Consider the following 14,783-nt stretch of genomic DNA (forward strand, 5'->3'; position numbering starts at 1 on the left):
AAAATATGCTATGATAAAAACAAAAATAAACAAAAATAAACAAACAAAAACAAAAAATTTTTATAAAAACAGGCGAAGGGAGGAGTCCGGCGTGTTAGTGGCAGAACGGCAGCAAAAAATCGTCGAGCTCGTTAACGAACGGCTAAGCGTCCGCGTGTCCGAATTAAGCAAGATATTTTCTGTCACCGAAGAAACGATCCGGCGCGACTTGGAAAAATTAGAAAAGGAAAACAAACTAAAACGAAGCCACGGAGGCGCCATCAGCATTCGCAACGAATCGGAAGTTGACTTCTCCGAACGGGAAATTGCAAATGCACTGGAAAAAAAGGCGATCGCCCAAGAAGCAGTCAAATTCATCCAAAGCGGCGAGCGCATCATTTTAGACGCCAGCACGACCGCTTGGTATTTGGCCAAAGCGTTGCCTGACATTCCATTAACGGTCTTGACAAATTCGGTGAAAGTCGCCGTTGAGTTAAGCAAAAAAGAAAAAATCCAAGTCATCTCAACCGGCGGCGTGCTATTGCCGCGCTCGCTCTCCTATGTAGGGCCGTTGGCGGAGCGATCATTGGAAACATATTATGTCGACAAAGCGTTTTTGTCATGCAAAGGAATTCATTTGGAAAGCGGATTAAGTGAGTCCAATGAATGGCAGGCGTTGTTGAAGAAAAAAATGATGACTATTGCCGATCAAGTGATTTTGATGGCCGATTCAAGCAAGTTTGGCGTACGCGCCTTTGTCCGCATGGCCCCACTTGATGACGTACATCACCTTATCGTTGACGACCACGTTGATGATAAGACAATGAACGATTTAGAAAGGAAGCAACTCATGTTGACGATCGCCCGTTTGAAACATCGTTCTGTTGGCCGCTGAACGGTCAATGTTGTCGCTGGCTCCCTTTTTAAATGTTGTTTTATTTTTGCTTTTATCTGTTTTTGTTGGCACCCCTGTTTATGCACCTTCATTGCATCCCCTTCCGTTCTTTTGTATCATCAATGGAAGAAAACAACCTATCAAAAGGAGTGCCCATCATGACCAAACAACTCCCTCCCGGCCAGTTTGAAACCGAAAAATGGCCGATTTTGCATGAAGGGGATGTGTACGAATTTGATGAAGCAACATGGACGTTTCGGCTGTTCGGCGATGTGAAAGAGGAAGTGTCGCTGTCGTATCAAGAGGTGATGCAGCTGCCGAAGACGGTTTCGACCGTGGATATGCATTGCGTGACGACATGGTCGAAATTCGATACGACGTTTGAAGGCATTGCTTTTCGCCAGTTTTTGCGCTTTGTCGAACTGGACCGCGATGTCAAATACGTGAAAATTTACGGCTACTTAAACGGCGACCGGTTCGGCTATTCGGCGAATTTGCCGCTTGAGGCGCTCATGGGCGATGATGCCTTGTTTGTCTATCGGTGGAAAGACAACCATCACGACTGGCAGGACATCTCGCCGAAGCACGGCTATCCGCTCCGTTTCATCCCGCCGGCGACGTTTTACTTATGGAAAGGGGCGAAATGGGCGTCCGGCATCCGCTTTATGAAGGAAGATGAGCCGGGCTACTGGGAAGAGCGCGGCTATTCGATGACCGCCAATCCGTTTAAGGAAGAGCGATTTGCCGATTGGGTGCCGCGATTTCGGTTTTGACAACCCCAAGGCGGCCGGTACACCAAAAAGCGAGGGGTTGAGAAAAACACCCTCGCTTTTTGGTCATTAAGCGGCCTGGCGGGATGCGGCTTGTTTGGCAAGCCAAGAGCCAAGGCGCACAAAGAGAAGCTGGAACACGATCGCCATGATGGCTCCTTTGACGACGTTAAACGGCAAAATCGCGGATATCACCAGTTCCTTTATTTCCGGTGCGCTCATCGCCGGGGCGCCGAGAAACAGCGTGTACGCCGGCAAAAACACATAGTAGTTGAGCACGCTCATCACGAGAGCCATGGCCGCCGTCCCCGCCGCCAGCCCCAGCAGCATGCCTTTTTTCGACCCGGCTTTTCGATAAACATAGGAAACCGGCAAAAGGAACGCCACCCCAGCGGTGAAGTTGGCGATTTGGCCGATCGGAACGCCGGTCGCGCTGCCGACGAAAACATAGTTCAGCACGTTTTTCAAAAATTCGACCGCCACGCCGGCGAGCGGGCCGTACAACAGCGCGGCGACAAGCGCCGGCACATCGCTGAAGTCAACAAGCAAAAAATTTGGAAACGGCGGCAGCGGAAAGTTAAGCATCATCAACACATACGCCATGGCGCCCAACACCCCGATGCCGGCAAAGACGCGGATTGGAACACGCTTCATCCTTATTTCTCCTCCCTTCTCGTGATTCATCCTCACAAGAAGAAGGCTGCCGCATTGAGCGCAAATCAAAACTCCCTTAAGCACGGAGCCTAAGGGAGAAAAAAGGGTATGCTCAACTAGGCGTTTCGCACATACACGAAACACCGGCAAACCTTCATCTTCTCCCATCCAGACTATACTGTCGGCTCCGGACTTGCACCGGATCCTGCCTTGCGGCTCGCGGGCTGAGAGGCCAAGCGCCTCATCACCGCCGGTCGGGAATTCCACCCTGCCCCGAAGATGAATCGTTTCTGTTTTTTGATAATTCCGATGTGTTTAGTATACAATCTCTTTTTCAATTTGTCTATGATTTTTTATGATTCCCGCTTTGGAAACGGATCCCCCGGCTCGAGCACCAGCGGGGCGGTGTGGATCAAATCGGCGTATTTCAATCCTGTTCCCGTATTGAGCACAACGACCGTCTCTCCGCCGCGAATCCAGCCGCTTTCGCGCAATTTCCGGGCCGCGGCAAACGCCGCCGCTCCTTCCGGACAAATGAACGCCCCTTCCAGTTCCGCCACCGTCCGCTGCTCAGCCAAAATCTCCTCATCGCCGATGGCCACGGCACAGCCGTCCGTTTCATACACGGCCTCGAGCACAAGAAAATCGCCGAGCGCTTTCGGCACGTTGATGCCGAACGCCACAGTTGACGAATTCGGCCAGAATGCCGACTCCCGTTTTTTCTCGTTCCACGCTTTGACGATCGGCGCACAATGCTCGGCCTGTACAGCGACAAGCCGCGGCATGCGGCCACTCACCCAGCCGAGCGCCTGCAGTTCTTTGATCGCCTTATAAATGCCGATCAACCCGACGCCGCCCCCGGTCGGGTACAAAATGACATCCGGAAGCTGCCAAGAAAACTGTTCGGCGATTTCCAGCCCCATCGTTTTCTTTCCTTCAATCCGGTATGGTTCTTTCAATGTTGACGCATCGTACCAGCCATATTCGCGAATCGCCTTCGCTACGATTTGCCCGGCATCGCTGATGAGGCCGTCGACTAAATACAGCTTGGCACCAGCGGCGGCGCATTCTTTTCGCGTCATTTCCGGCGCATCGACCGGCATGACAACGGTCGCCTGAATGCCCGCCCGCGCCGCATACAGCGACCAGGCCGCGCCAGCGTTGCCGTTTGTCGGCATCGCCAACTGTTTGACGCCCAATTCCTTGGCTTTCGAAACCCCGACGGCCGCCCCGCGGGCTTTGAACGTCCCGGTCGGAATGACGCCTTCGTCTTTCATATAAAGCGAGGGAATACCGATTTTTTGTCCAAAACGCGGCATCGGCACAAGCGGAGTCATCCCCTCGCCCAAAGAAACGATATGTTCACGATGCTTCACTGGCAATAACTCATGATACCGCCATAAACTCGGTTCCCGCTCCGCAAGTGCCTCCCGCTTTACTTCTTGGCGCATCGACTCCAAGTCGTACGCGACTAGAAGCGGCGACCCGCATTCACAAAGTTGGTGAATTTGGTCAACACCGTATGTACGTTCACACTTCGGGCAGTATAGATGGGATACATAGCTGAATGGCATCGTTTCGATTCTCCTTTCCGTTCGTTTCACCCACACAAGACAGGAAGCGCCTGCTTTCACGTTTCTAGCGAGACACCAACCTTTTCATTATATCATAGCCGTTGCCGATGCATTTAGCGACGAAGCATCCCTCGCTTTTTTATGCATAATCGCGCGAAACCGGCAAACACTATAGTCGGGAAAATGGCGGACCATGCCAGTGACTCAGCCGGTCATCCATCTCACAAGCATGGCAAGGAGGTCATCACAGTGGACAAAAAACAAAAGAAAGCTTGAACAACCTTGAAACGAAGGCGACGCCAGGAAATCTCGCCGCTCAAAAACAGGCCGAGAGCGAAAAAAATAAGCAACGCGCACCGAAGATGTGACAAGTAAAAACTGGCGACAGAAAGCATCGAAGCGGTTCCCGTCTGACAGCGAACCGCTTTTTGCGTTGGATGCGCCCGCTGCCAGTGATGCCCCCTCGCACCGCTGGCCCGTCATAAAATCCGGGTCCTCTTTTTTACCGTTTACGCCGCTTATGGTAAAATAAATATGGAAACCACCACCTGCTTTTCCCACCCTAGCCATGATGATGAGGGCAAAAGCAGGCGCGGAACGATCCGGACGCCACACCATTTCATACATAAATGAACAAGGAGATGGACATATGAAACAAGAGCTCATCGAACGCTTCATCCGCTATGCCAAAATGGATACCCAGTCCGACCCGGAAAGCAGCACCTGCCCGTCCACCGAAGGGCAATGGAAGCTGGCCGACATGTTGGTTGAAGAGCTCAAGGCAATCGGCATGGAAGACGTCACGGTCGACGAAAATGGCTACGTCATGGCGACGCTGCCGGCCAATACGGAGAAAAATGTGCCCGTGATCGGTTTTTTGGCTCATATGGATACGTCTCCGGAGTTTACGGGAGCCAATGTCAACCCCGAAATCATCGAACAGTACGACGGCGGCGACATCGTGTTGAACAAAGAACAAGGCATCGTTCTGTCGCCAAACGATTTCCCGGAGCTTGCCCACTACAAAGGACATACATTGATTACAACCGACGGGACGACGCTGCTTGGCGCTGACGATAAAGCGGGGATCGCCGAAATTATGACGGCCATGAACTATCTCATCCAACATCCAGAAATCAAGCATGGCAAAGTGCGCGTCGCCTTTACGCCGGATGAAGAAATCGGCCGCGGGCCGCACAAATTTGACGTCGCGAAGTTCGGCGCCCAATTTGCCTATACGGTCGACGGCGGGCCGCTTGGCGAATTGGAATACGAAAGCTTCAACGCTGCCGAAGCGAAAATCACGATCAAAGGGAAAAACGTTCACCCCGGTACGGCGAAAGGGAAAATGATCAATTCGATCAAAATCGCCATGGAATTCCAACAGCAGCTGCCAGCCGATGAGGCGCCCGAGCATACCGAAGGATACGAAGGGTTTTACCATTTGCTTTCATTCCAAGGCAGCGTGGAGGAAACGAAGCTTCACTACATTATCCGCGATTTCGACCGTGAACAGTTCGAAGCGCGCAAGGCCAAAATGAAAGAGATCGCCGCTTCGCTTGCGCAAAAATACGGAAACAACCGAATCAGCCTTGAAATCAACGATCAATACTACAACATGCGGGAAAAAATCGAACCGGTGCGCCATATCGTCGACATCGCCCACGAAGCGATGACGAACTTGGGCATTGAACCGAAAGTGAAACCGATCCGCGGCGGCACGGACGGGTCGCAGCTGTCGTATATGGGGCTGCCGACGCCAAACATTTTCGCCGGCGGCGAAAATTTCCACGGCCGCTACGAATATGTTTCCGCCGATACGATGGTGAAAGCGGCCGAGGTGATCGTGGAAATCATCAAGCTGTTCGAGCAAAAAGCATCCTGATCTGCGGTGAGAGCTTATCTCGGACGATCATGAGCCGATCGGCTAGGCAGCAGTTTCGGTGCGACCATACGAAAAGGTGTCCCGAACATCAGGACACCTTTTTGATGAAGCGATCGATCGCCTTCATCCCGTTCCGTCACGGAAGACGGTTGATCCGTCCCTCAATCCGTGCCGAGAACGGCTGCTCAAGGCTGCGAATATACGAAACAAGAGCATCCAAATCAACCGGCCCTACCTCGCGGTTTGCCGCCTCTTTCAACACCGTAAACCCGTCGCCGCCATCAGCGAGAAAGCTGTTGACCGTTACCGTATATTCAGCGTCTGGATGAAGCGGGGTGCCGTCTGGCAGCTGAATGTCAACGACCTTGTCCCCTGCTGGCCTGCTGGCGCTCCATGTATAGCGGAGGCCGGAGATTTGCAGCATGCGCGTTTGCCCTCGCTGCCATTGTTGGTTGAGCAGCTGGCGGATTTGCGCGCCGGTGAGCGTCATTTTCACAAGCTGGTTGTTGAACGGCTGAACGTTGTACAGCTCGCCCCACGTTACCTCGCCTTGTTCAATATCGGCGCGAATGCCGCCCGGGTTCATAAAGGCGAAATCGGTTTTCATCGCCGCCCGCTGGGCATCAGCGATCAAATTGCCCAAGGCGGACTCGCCGCTTTCGTTTTGTTCATCGGTGATCGTTTCGGCTGCCGCGCCGACGACTTGGTTGACAAGCGGCGCCACTTTCGCTTCGTATTTTGCAATGAGCGCGCGAATTTCCGGGTCTGGGGCAATGCCGTCATGATAGGTCGTCACAATTTCCGCTTTTTTCTCGACGACGTCTTTCGTGCGCGGGTCGATTTTTAAATCGACATCCGAAAACGCCGTACCGTACGAATACGACTGAACGAGCAGCTTGCCATCCACCATCGCGTTTAAGTACGCATGGTTATGGCCGGCGAAAATGACGTCCACTTCGTCATCGATTGTTTTGGCGATCTCGACGATTTCGCCGTTGGCGTTCGTTCCGTCCCGATTGGATACGCCTGGGTTATGGGCGAGAACGACGATCGTTTGCACTCCTTTTTCTTTCAGCTCGCGAACTGCGTTGTTAATGGCTGTTGCTTCGTCGATGAACTTGACCCCCGCAACGCCGCTTGGCGTCACAATCGTCGGCGTTTCCGTGAGCGTGACGCCGATAAACCCGATCGGCATGCCGTTGACGCGCTTAATGACGTACGGCGGAAGAATCGGCTCTCCCGTTTTTACATCAACGACGTTGGCGCTCACGTACGGGAAATCCGCTCCGGCAAAGTCACCAGTCGCCGGGTGATATCCGCCATGGATCAAGCGGAGCATTTCCGCTACTCCTTCATCAAATTCGTGATTGCCGAGAGTGCCGACGTCAAACCCGAGCTTGTTCAACACCTCAATCGTCGGTTCATCTTGCAGCAACGCTGATACCGGCGGGCTGGCGCCGACCGCATCACCGGCATGGACGAGCAGCGTGTTTTTGTTTTCCGCCTCCCGCTGTTTCAAATAGGCGGCCAAATAGTCAGCCCGTCCGGCTTCCCGGCCGCCGACTTTTCTTGTCACATTGAGCTGGCCGTGGAAATCGTTCATGCCTAACAGCTGTACATCAATATAACGATGCGCGGAAGCAGAAGGCTCTGCTGCCCCCTTTCCTATTCCCGCCGCTCCGACCGGGCTTGCAGCCAGGATGGCTGTCGCCGCCAATGCCGGCAGCACGTGCTTTCCCCATCGTTTGGAACGCTTCATCCTCCAGTCCCCTTCCTTCTTATGGTTTCTCCACTTCCTGATTATTTCTCCACTTCCTGATTATATATTTGGAATAGGTAGAATAATAGAGAAAAAAGACGTTCTTTTTGTAAATCTTTTGTAAAGTTAAAACATGCCCATCCAAATCAAAAAAGCCATCCTAAGAGCCTTGCGCAAGGCCTCTTAGGATGGCCTCCAGACCATTATCCAACCGCATTAAGCATAGGAACAAACTTTTCTGTTCTGCTCGTCGGTCATTTCGTTGATCGGGCATAGCTTCAGAAAAACAACGAACAATATACGATGGAGGTGATAGCAATGGCAATGTTTGAGCAATGGAACCGCAGTTTCCTTAATGGGGAATGGGTTGAGGGAAAAAGCGCCCGCACGTATGACAACACGAACCCATACGACGGGTCGCTGATCGCTTCGGTGCGCTTGGCGACAAAAGAGCAGCTGGCCGACGCTTTTTGGACAGCCAAGCAGGCGCAGAAAGAATGGGCGCAAACAACAGTGGAGACGAAAAAAGAGGTATTGCGCAAAGCGGCGGACTATTTGCGCACCCATCGCGAGGAAATTGTCGACCTCATCGCCCGCGAAACAGGCGGCAGCCTGATTAAAGCGAACGTGGAGCTCGATTTGTCGATCGGCCTTGTGGAAGAAGCCGTTCATATGGCCGATGAATTAACAAAGGTCAAAGAGCTGCCATCGGAAACGGAAGGGAAAGTCAACCGCGTCTACCGGCTGCCGCTCGGGGTGATTACATCGATTTCGCCGTTTAACTTCCCGATGAACTTGTCGATGCGGACGATCGCCCCGGCCATTGCGCTCGGCAACAGCGTCGTCCACAAACCGGACATTCAAACGTGCTTCACCGGCGGTGTTGTCATCGCCAAAGCATTTGAGCACGCCGGTTTGCCAAAAGGGGTGTTGAATGTCATCTTGACGGACATCGATGAAATCGGCGACGATATGTTGACAAGCCCGCACTCTGCGCTCATTAGCTTTACCGGATCGACTGAAGTAGGGAAGCATATCGGTGCAGTCGCCGGCGGGATGCTGAAGCGTGTCGCCTTGGAGCTTGGCGGCAACAACCCGTTTGTCGTGCTTGCCGACGCCAACGTCGACCGCGCTGTTGATGCGGCGATTTTTGGGAAGTTCATCCATCAAGGGCAAATTTGCATGATCATTAACCGGATGATCGTCCATGAACGGCATTATGACGAATTTGTCGAAAAGTTCGTCGCCCGGGCAAAAGAACTTCCGTATGGCGACCCGCGCGACCCAAAAACCGTCATCGGCCCGCTCATCAACGAAAAACAAGTGGAAAAAGCGCTCGCGATCATCGAAGAAGCGAAACGGGAAGGGGCAAAGGCGGCGCTCGAAGGAAGACGGATCGGCAACGTGTTGACGCCGACCGTCTTTGTCGATGTTGACAACCGAAGCAAACTGGCGCAAACGGAGTTGTTCGCTCCGATCGCCACGATCATCAAAGCCCGCTCGGATGAAGAAGCGATTGCGATGGCGAACGATACGGAATACGGATTAAGCTCAGCCATTTTCACCGAAGATTTGAGCGAAGGCGAACAGCTGGCGCTCCGCATCGAGAGCGGCATGACGCATATTAACGACCAAACGGTCAATGACAGCCCGACCGTGCCGTTTGGCGGCACAAAGGCAAGCGGTGTCGGACGTTTTGGCAACCCATGGGTGGTCGACGAGTTTACCATGACTAAATGGGTGTCTGTTCAAACTGTCTATCGCCGCTATCCATTTTAATGGCGACAAAGGAGGGGCGCCGACGGGCGCCCCCTGTTTTGCTTTAGACAAAGCGGGCGATTGCTTCCTCCTTGCCATCGGCGCCATCCTATACACGCCCGAACGCCGCGTTCCTTGCTGACGGCGAAAGGGGGAACGCGAAGGCACCCGAACGTATCGCGCCCGACATTCAGGCGGCGGCTCGCCTGCGCCGGCCGTCTAGGCGTAAAGGCGAACGCACCGCCTGCGCTAAATCGTTTCCTTCCCGCGAACGCCGTTAATCGAATAGCTCGCCGTAATGGCAGCGCTGAGCGAATGGGAAACGGAGCAATATTTTTCTTTTGACAATCGAATGGCACGGGCAACTTTCTCTTCCGGCAAATCGCCTTCAAGCGCGTAATGAATATGAATGTCGGTAAACCGCTTCGGATGGTCATCCGCCCGCGTTCCTTCCACCTCCATCGAAAACGCGCGGACGTCAAGTCGCATTTTTTGCAAGATCAATATGATGTCAATGCCGGTGCAGCCGGCCAAGGCGTGAAGCAAAAGCTCCATCGGCCGGGCGCCCGAATCGTTGCCGCCAACGTCTTTGGCCGCATCGATCGGAATGGTGACACCGGAAACGCTTTGACCGCTGAATGACATATTTCCGTTCCACGTGACGGTCGTTTTCACCACAGCCGCTCCTCTCTTCTCTGCGTTTGTTGCGGGACGAATGAACGTTTCCGTCCGTCCCTGCCCGCTTTTCAGTTTACCGGTTATCGTGTGAAAATGCAAAACAATCGCTTTTCTTCATTTCCAGTCTACCGTTTTAACCGACGCATGATAAAATAGAAACATGCACAAACTTGTTGAGTAAAGGGTGTTTCACGGCATGATAGCACTTATTTTGCTTATCGCTTATCTTCTCGGTTCGATCCCGTTTGCCCTTCTCGTCGGAAAAATCGGCTACGGGATCGACATTCGCGAACACGGAAGCGGCAATCTCGGGGGGACGAACACGTTCCGCGTTCTCGGAGCGAAAGCGGGAACGATCGTCATTGTCGGGGATATGTTGAAAGGAACGTTGGCGGCGAGCTTGCCGATGTTTTTTTCCGTCCCGGTCCATCCACTCTTGGCCGGGGCGGTTGCGGTAATTGGCCATATGTATCCGGTGTTTGCGAAATTTCGCGGCGGCAAGGCGGTGGCGACATCGGGCGGGGTAATGCTGTTTTATTCGCCGCTTTTCTTTTTGTCGCTCATCGCCGTCTTTCTGATCGTCTTGGCCATTTCGCGGTACGTGTCGCTGTCATCGATGGCGGTGGCGCTTTACGCCGCAGTGTACACCGTCTTTTTCACCGACGACATTCCGTTGATGGCGGCCGTTTTGTTGCTTGCTTCATTTATATTCTACCGCCACCGCGCCAATATCAAACGCATTGTGAACAAAACGGAACCGAAAATTCAATGGCCGGGACGCCGCTCTTGACGCTGTCAAGCTGGTCGCGGCCATCGATGCCCCTTCTGATGAAGAAAGGAGCCAAGCTTGCTGATGTTGCCAGAACAATTTGTAGAAAAAATGAAAACGTTGCTTCAAGAAGAAGCGGACGAATTTTTCGCCGCCTACAAAAGGGAAAAAGCAAACGGCCTGCGCGTCAATCCGTTGAAAGTCCGCCCTGCTTGGGCGGAAACGGCGCCGTTTTCTCTCACACCCATACCGTTTTGTCCGACCGGGTTTTATTGCGGACGAAGCGATCAACCGGGAAAACATCCGTACCACGCGGCAGGGTTATACTACATTCAGGAGCCGAGCGCCATGGCGGTCGCCGAGGCGCTGCAGCCTGAGCCGGGGGATATGGTGCTTGACTTGTGCGCCGCTCCCGGCGGAAAAACAACTCAACTTGGCGCGATGATGAAAAACAAAGGGCTGCTCGTCGCCAACGAAATTCACCCGAAGCGGGTCAAAGCGTTGGCGGAGAACGTCGAGCGGTTCGGATTGACGAACACCGTTGTCATCAATGAAACTCCCGAAGCGCTCGCCGAGCGGTTTCCCGGTTTTTTTGACAAAATTTTAGTTGACGCTCCGTGCTCAGGGGAAGGCATGTTCCGGAAAGAAGAAGAGGCCGCCTCGTTTTGGAGTCCGTCCTATGTGGAACAATGCGCGGCGAGGCAGCGGCGCATTTTAGAAAGCGCCTATGCCATGCTGAAAGAAGGCGGCATTCTCGTCTATTCGACATGCACATTCTCGCCCGAGGAAAACGAGCAAACGGTGGAATGGCTGCTCGAGACGTACGATGATTTGCGGTTGCTGCCGATTGCGAAAATCGGCGGCATCGAGCCGGGGCGGCCGGAGTGGACGAAAACGAACCGGGCCGAACTTGAATGCGCCGCCCGTCTTTGGCCGCACCGTCTCAAAGGAGAAGGGCATTTTGTCGCCAAGCTGCAAAAACAGCGGCCGACTCCGCCATGGAGCGGGCGGTGGGCAAAAGCGAACGCACCGAAAGCAGCCGTCCGATTGTACCGCCAATTTGAACAACAATCATTGCAAACCGAGCAGCACGGGACGGTCATCTCGTTTGGCAGCCATTTGGCCATGCTGCCGGACCGGTGCCCGGATTTGTCCGGCTTAAAAGTGATGCGCGCCGGACTTCATCTTGGCGAGACCAAAAAAGAGCGGTTTGAGCCAAACCATGCTCTCGCCTTGGCATTGCGGGCGGGCGAAGCGAAACACGTGCTTGACTTATCAAGCAGCAGCCGGCAATGCCTTCAGTATTGGCGCGGTGAAACGCTGTCCACCGGCGGCGACCGCGGCTGGCTGCTCGTGACGGTGGACGGATTTCCGTTCGCTTGGGGAAAAGAAGTTAAAGGAACGGTGAAAAACTTTTATCCAAAAGGACTGCGCCTTGTCTAACGGCGGGGGCCGCACGAGGCTGGGACGGCCAAAAAAAGGGTGTCTCAAAGGCAATGAGACACCCTTTTTCTTCCAAATAGGAGCCCGACAAGATTCGCGATGTTGCGCGGAAACGTTGAAGCCAACGTTTTTACCGCGGACGGTTTGTCGGGATCGTTAAGGTAAATACGATTTCATCGGCCGCCAAATCGATTTTTTTCGCCGCCACTTGATACCCGTTGCCAAAACGGATCTCATGGAGCGCCACATAAATGCGGGCCTGCTCCGGATCAATGACAACTTCATCCGGCAGCGGCGCATGCTTTTGCAAGTAGCGAAGCACGTATGTCACCGGCAGCTTCCAGTCGCCAAGCGAAATGACCGGTTCGACAAGCTCGACGTTCCCGCCTTTCATGACTTTCGGCACAAACGAGACGACGAGCTCGACTTCGCGTTCAAAAATCGGAATTTCGCTTGAGACGTAGACGCGGTCGGCAAGCCAAACGTCGTACCGGAGCGGATGGTCTTTCGTTTTTTCTGCCAAATAGTCGTTAATAACGGCGTTCAAATGCTCTTTCTTCGAGTATACCGTAAACGAAGCCCCTTCCACGTCCGGGCGCGCCGGCCGTTTTACCGGCGGAGACGGCTGCAGCAGCCAAACAGCCACCAAGACAAGGACAGCGGCATTGACGGCCGCCAACGTCCAAAACGCTCGTTTCCAATTCATCCTAATATGCTCCTTATGCTATCCCGTTTCTTTTCCATCAGTTCGCCCACCACTCTTTTCGCGCGTCCAGCGCTTCATATATCCGCATCGCCATTAGTTCATATCCCGCGGCGTTTGGATGAAATTCATCGCGGTGAAGCAAATCATCGCGGTCGGCAAACATATCTTGAATATCCACAAAGATCGTGCGCGGATAGCGGGAAAGCACCGCGTTGCTCGCACGGTTCCATTCAACGATGACGTCGTCAATTTCCGGAATGTTCGGCAATGTCGTGGAAAACGGGTTGTATAAGCCGATGAGCACAACGACCGCATCCGGGTTGATCGTGCGCAACAACAGCAACAGGTGATCGAGCCGCTCGGCAAATCGCTGGCTCTCGTTCGCAAACCGCTCGTACGATAAATCAAAAAAATGCGAGCGGACGACATTCATCACATCGTTGCCGCCGATCGTAATCGTAATGATATGCGCCCGCTCGAGCTCCGCTTGGTGGGCGCGAATAACCGGTTCAAGTTCGTTGATGCGCCGGCCCCGCTTTCCGGCATTCGTAACCGTCACCGTCCGCACCCCGTCTTCCGCCGCCAAAAGCGGGATAAGGCGGCCAACATAGCCTCCTTTCCCTTCGCCGTCTCCGACTCCTTCGGTCAATGAATCGCCTAACGCGACGAGGTGAATGTCTTTGGGCAACGGCTTTGCTTCCGGCTGCCTGATGGCGGTCTCATGTGGGCGGTCTGGCTTCCCGCCGGCCGGAAGCACCGTACATCCGGCGAGCAACATCCCCAACACGAAAAGCCATCCCCATCGTATCATGTGTGACACCTGCCTTTTGCTGCAACAGGGGAAAGACGAAAAGAAGGCAAAACGGCGCCCGTTTTTGCCTTATCGCGACGATTGCAAAATTTCAATATGCTCTAAAATCGTGTCATACGGCACATCCTGCACGCCGCTGTACGTTTGAACCACCTTGCCGTCCGGGCCGACTAAATAAAAGCTCGTGCCGTGGATGACTTGGTCATCGCCAACCGGCTTTTGCACAATCGTTTTAAAGCTTTTTTGCGCCAGTTCGCTAATCTCAGCCGGACTGTATCCGGTCAAGAAATGCCAGTTTGCTAGGTCATTTGTAAACTGTTTCGCGTAAGCCTCTAGTTTTTCTGGCGTATCAACTTCCGGGTCGACACTGAACGAAACAAATTCAACATCGAGCCCTTTTTCTTCCGCCTTCTCTTTCAGTTTGGCCATATGGGCGGTCATCGGCGGGCAAACCGTTTCGCAGTTTGTAAAAATAAAATCGGCGACCCACACTTTCCCCTTCAGATCGCGAAGTCCAAACGGCTCACCTGACTGATCAACAAACGTAAAGTCAGCGACCGGCCAATTTTTGGCATCCGGAATCGTTTTCCCACACGCAGCAAGCAAACAAATCGCAGCGATCATCATGATTCGTTTCCACATCAACTGTTCGTCCCTTTCTGCCTGTACCGCTTTGTTTTACCTGGCGTCATCTCGTTTCCATTATATAATGAAATCGGCGAAAATCCCACCAAAAAAAAGTTGTTTTGCCGCAATGGGCAAAACAACAGCAGTCACGCGTTATGTTTCAACACCGTTTCCTTAAAGATTTGTTCATATACCGGCCATTTCAACACTTTCTTCAAGTGCTCCCGGAACGAGTAAACAGAACGATTCGTCCTTGATCGGTACACTTTCGCAATAAACGTCTCCAAGCGAAGTTGGATCATAAATCGGTACGTGTTCTCTTCCTCCAATACTGGGATTTCGATAATCTTCACTTTCTGCCCATACGCGTTTTTAAACTCGAGGCTTTTGAATAGCAAAATATCAATCCTCTTTTTTCACCGATTTACTTATATTATACACCAATCCGGTGAAAAAGTATGTCGGAATACAGCGA

General features: G+C 53.0%; 15 protein-coding genes and 1 riboswitch. Of the genes, 6 read left to right on the plus strand and 9 right to left on the minus strand.

The genetic code is table 11. The features are described 5' to 3' along the window. Positions 1-91: 91 nt before the first annotated feature. Together ACTVDO_RS09485 and ACTVDO_RS09490 are read left to right on the plus strand one after the other, a co-directional pair. Complete coding sequence (locus tag ACTVDO_RS09485; RefSeq protein WP_442901410.1) at positions 92-874, plus strand: DeoR/GlpR family DNA-binding transcription regulator; 783 nt, start codon at positions 92-94, stop codon at positions 872-874. Between the two features lie 158 nt (positions 875-1,032). After that, complete coding sequence (locus ACTVDO_RS09490; protein ID WP_020959888.1) at positions 1,033-1,647, plus strand: sulfite oxidase-like oxidoreductase; 615 nt, start codon at positions 1,033-1,035, stop codon at positions 1,645-1,647. Positions 1,648-1,713: 66 nt separating this feature from the next. Here the strand turns inward: ACTVDO_RS09490 and ACTVDO_RS09495 are convergent, their stop codons facing one another. The 3 genes from ACTVDO_RS09495 to ACTVDO_RS09505 all read right to left on the minus strand — a co-directional run bounded on the left by ACTVDO_RS09495 (position 1,714) and on the right by ACTVDO_RS09505 (position 4,499). Beyond that, positions 1,714-2,298 carry an ECF transporter S component gene (locus ACTVDO_RS09495; protein ID WP_020959889.1) on the minus strand — a complete coding sequence of 195 codons (585 nt, stop codon included), beginning with the start codon at positions 2,296-2,298 and terminating at the stop codon, positions 1,714-1,716. A 152-nt stretch (positions 2,299-2,450) separates the two neighbouring features. After that, positions 2,451-2,583: riboswitch (FMN riboswitch) on the minus strand. 68 nt (positions 2,584-2,651) lie between these two features. Then, entirely contained in the window at positions 2,652-3,872 is a 1,221-nt protein-coding gene (locus tag ACTVDO_RS09500; protein ID WP_442901411.1) for a threonine synthase, read from the minus strand. A gap of 204 nt (positions 3,873-4,076) precedes the next feature. Next, entirely contained in the window at positions 4,077-4,499 is a 423-nt protein-coding gene (locus ACTVDO_RS09505; protein WP_442901412.1) for a hypothetical protein, read from the minus strand. Between the two features lie 22 nt (positions 4,500-4,521). Between ACTVDO_RS09505 and pepT the strand changes: the two genes are divergently transcribed. After that, positions 4,522-5,757, plus strand: coding sequence for a peptidase T (gene pepT / locus ACTVDO_RS09510; RefSeq protein WP_020959892.1), 1,236 nt, complete (start codon positions 4,522-4,524; stop codon positions 5,755-5,757). Between the two features lie 136 nt (positions 5,758-5,893). Here pepT and ACTVDO_RS09515 read toward each other — a convergent pair whose 3' ends face one another. Further along, positions 5,894-7,516 (minus strand): bifunctional metallophosphatase/5'-nucleotidase, encoded by a 1,623-nt coding sequence (locus tag ACTVDO_RS09515; protein ID WP_020959893.1) that lies wholly within the window; start codon positions 7,514-7,516, stop codon positions 5,894-5,896. A 318-nt stretch (positions 7,517-7,834) separates the two neighbouring features. Between ACTVDO_RS09515 and ACTVDO_RS09520 the strand changes: the two genes are divergently transcribed. Next, positions 7,835-9,295, plus strand: coding sequence for an aldehyde dehydrogenase family protein (locus ACTVDO_RS09520; protein WP_020959895.1), 1,461 nt, complete (start codon positions 7,835-7,837; stop codon positions 9,293-9,295). Positions 9,296-9,523: 228 nt separating this feature from the next. On the opposite strand, the gene ACTVDO_RS09525 is transcribed toward ACTVDO_RS09520, so the two are convergent. Further along, the gene (locus tag ACTVDO_RS09525) at positions 9,524-9,949 is read right to left on the minus strand and encodes an OsmC family protein (protein WP_020959896.1); all 426 of its coding nucleotides are present in this window, start codon (positions 9,947-9,949) and stop codon (positions 9,524-9,526) included. A gap of 199 nt (positions 9,950-10,148) precedes the next feature. On the opposite strand from ACTVDO_RS09525, the gene plsY reads away from it, so the two are divergent. Together plsY and ACTVDO_RS09535 are read left to right on the plus strand one after the other, a co-directional pair. After that, positions 10,149-10,742 carry a glycerol-3-phosphate 1-O-acyltransferase PlsY gene (gene plsY / locus ACTVDO_RS09530; protein ID WP_020959897.1) on the plus strand — a complete coding sequence of 198 codons (594 nt, stop codon included), beginning with the start codon at positions 10,149-10,151 and terminating at the stop codon, positions 10,740-10,742. A gap of 60 nt (positions 10,743-10,802) precedes the next feature. Then, entirely contained in the window at positions 10,803-12,164 is a 1,362-nt protein-coding gene (locus ACTVDO_RS09535) for an RsmF rRNA methyltransferase first C-terminal domain-containing protein (RefSeq protein ID WP_442901460.1), read from the plus strand. A 130-nt stretch (positions 12,165-12,294) separates the two neighbouring features. On the opposite strand, the gene ACTVDO_RS09540 is transcribed toward ACTVDO_RS09535, so the two are convergent. From ACTVDO_RS09540 to ACTVDO_RS09555, 4 genes are all read right to left on the minus strand, one after another. Beyond that, a complete protein-coding gene (locus tag ACTVDO_RS09540) occupies positions 12,295-12,870 on the minus strand; it encodes a YpmS family protein (RefSeq protein ID WP_020959899.1) in 576 nt (191 codons plus the stop codon). 37 nt (positions 12,871-12,907) lie between these two features. Next, positions 12,908-13,681 (minus strand): SGNH/GDSL hydrolase family protein, encoded by a 774-nt coding sequence (locus ACTVDO_RS09545; protein ID WP_442901413.1) that lies wholly within the window; start codon positions 13,679-13,681, stop codon positions 12,908-12,910. A 69-nt stretch (positions 13,682-13,750) separates the two neighbouring features. After that, the gene (locus tag ACTVDO_RS09550; RefSeq protein WP_442901414.1) at positions 13,751-14,323 is read right to left on the minus strand and encodes an SCO family protein; all 573 of its coding nucleotides are present in this window, start codon (positions 14,321-14,323) and stop codon (positions 13,751-13,753) included. Positions 14,324-14,454: 131 nt separating this feature from the next. After that, complete coding sequence (locus ACTVDO_RS09555) at positions 14,455-14,706, minus strand: YpmP family protein (RefSeq protein ID WP_020959902.1); 252 nt, start codon at positions 14,704-14,706, stop codon at positions 14,455-14,457. Between the last annotated feature and the right edge of the window lie 77 nt (positions 14,707-14,783).

Source organism: Geobacillus sp. BK01 (assembly GCF_052220245.1).
Lineage (GTDB): Bacteria > Bacillota > Bacilli > Bacillales > Anoxybacillaceae > Geobacillus.

What these genes read in the sequence shown, in the direction of transcription:
- ACTVDO_RS09550 (WP_442901414.1), bottom strand. Translation starts at nt 14,323, where the DNA reads ATGTGGAAACGAATCATGATGATCGCTGCGATTTGTTTGCTTGCTGCG.
- ACTVDO_RS09520 (WP_020959895.1), top strand. Translation starts at nt 7,835, where the DNA reads ATGGCAATGTTTGAGCAATGGAACCGCAGTTTCCTTAATGGGGAATGG.
- ACTVDO_RS09500 (WP_442901411.1), bottom strand. Translation starts at nt 3,872, where the DNA reads ATGCCATTCAGCTATGTATCCCATCTATACTGCCCGAAGTGTGAACGT.
- ACTVDO_RS09490 (WP_020959888.1), top strand. Translation starts at nt 1,033, where the DNA reads ATGACCAAACAACTCCCTCCCGGCCAGTTTGAAACCGAAAAATGGCCG.
- ACTVDO_RS09540 (WP_020959899.1), bottom strand. Translation starts at nt 12,870, where the DNA reads ATGAATTGGAAACGAGCGTTTTGGACGTTGGCGGCCGTCAATGCCGCT.
- plsY (WP_020959897.1), top strand. Translation starts at nt 10,149, where the DNA reads ATGATAGCACTTATTTTGCTTATCGCTTATCTTCTCGGTTCGATCCCG.
- ACTVDO_RS09495 (WP_020959889.1), bottom strand. Translation starts at nt 2,298, where the DNA reads ATGAAGCGTGTTCCAATCCGCGTCTTTGCCGGCATCGGGGTGTTGGGC.
- ACTVDO_RS09505 (WP_442901412.1), bottom strand. Translation starts at nt 4,499, where the DNA reads ATGTATGAAATGGTGTGGCGTCCGGATCGTTCCGCGCCTGCTTTTGCC.
- ACTVDO_RS09515 (WP_020959893.1), bottom strand. Translation starts at nt 7,516, where the DNA reads ATGAAGCGTTCCAAACGATGGGGAAAGCACGTGCTGCCGGCATTGGCG.
- pepT (WP_020959892.1), top strand. Translation starts at nt 4,522, where the DNA reads ATGAAACAAGAGCTCATCGAACGCTTCATCCGCTATGCCAAAATGGAT.
- ACTVDO_RS09545 (WP_442901413.1), bottom strand. Translation starts at nt 13,681, where the DNA reads ATGATACGATGGGGATGGCTTTTCGTGTTGGGGATGTTGCTCGCCGGA.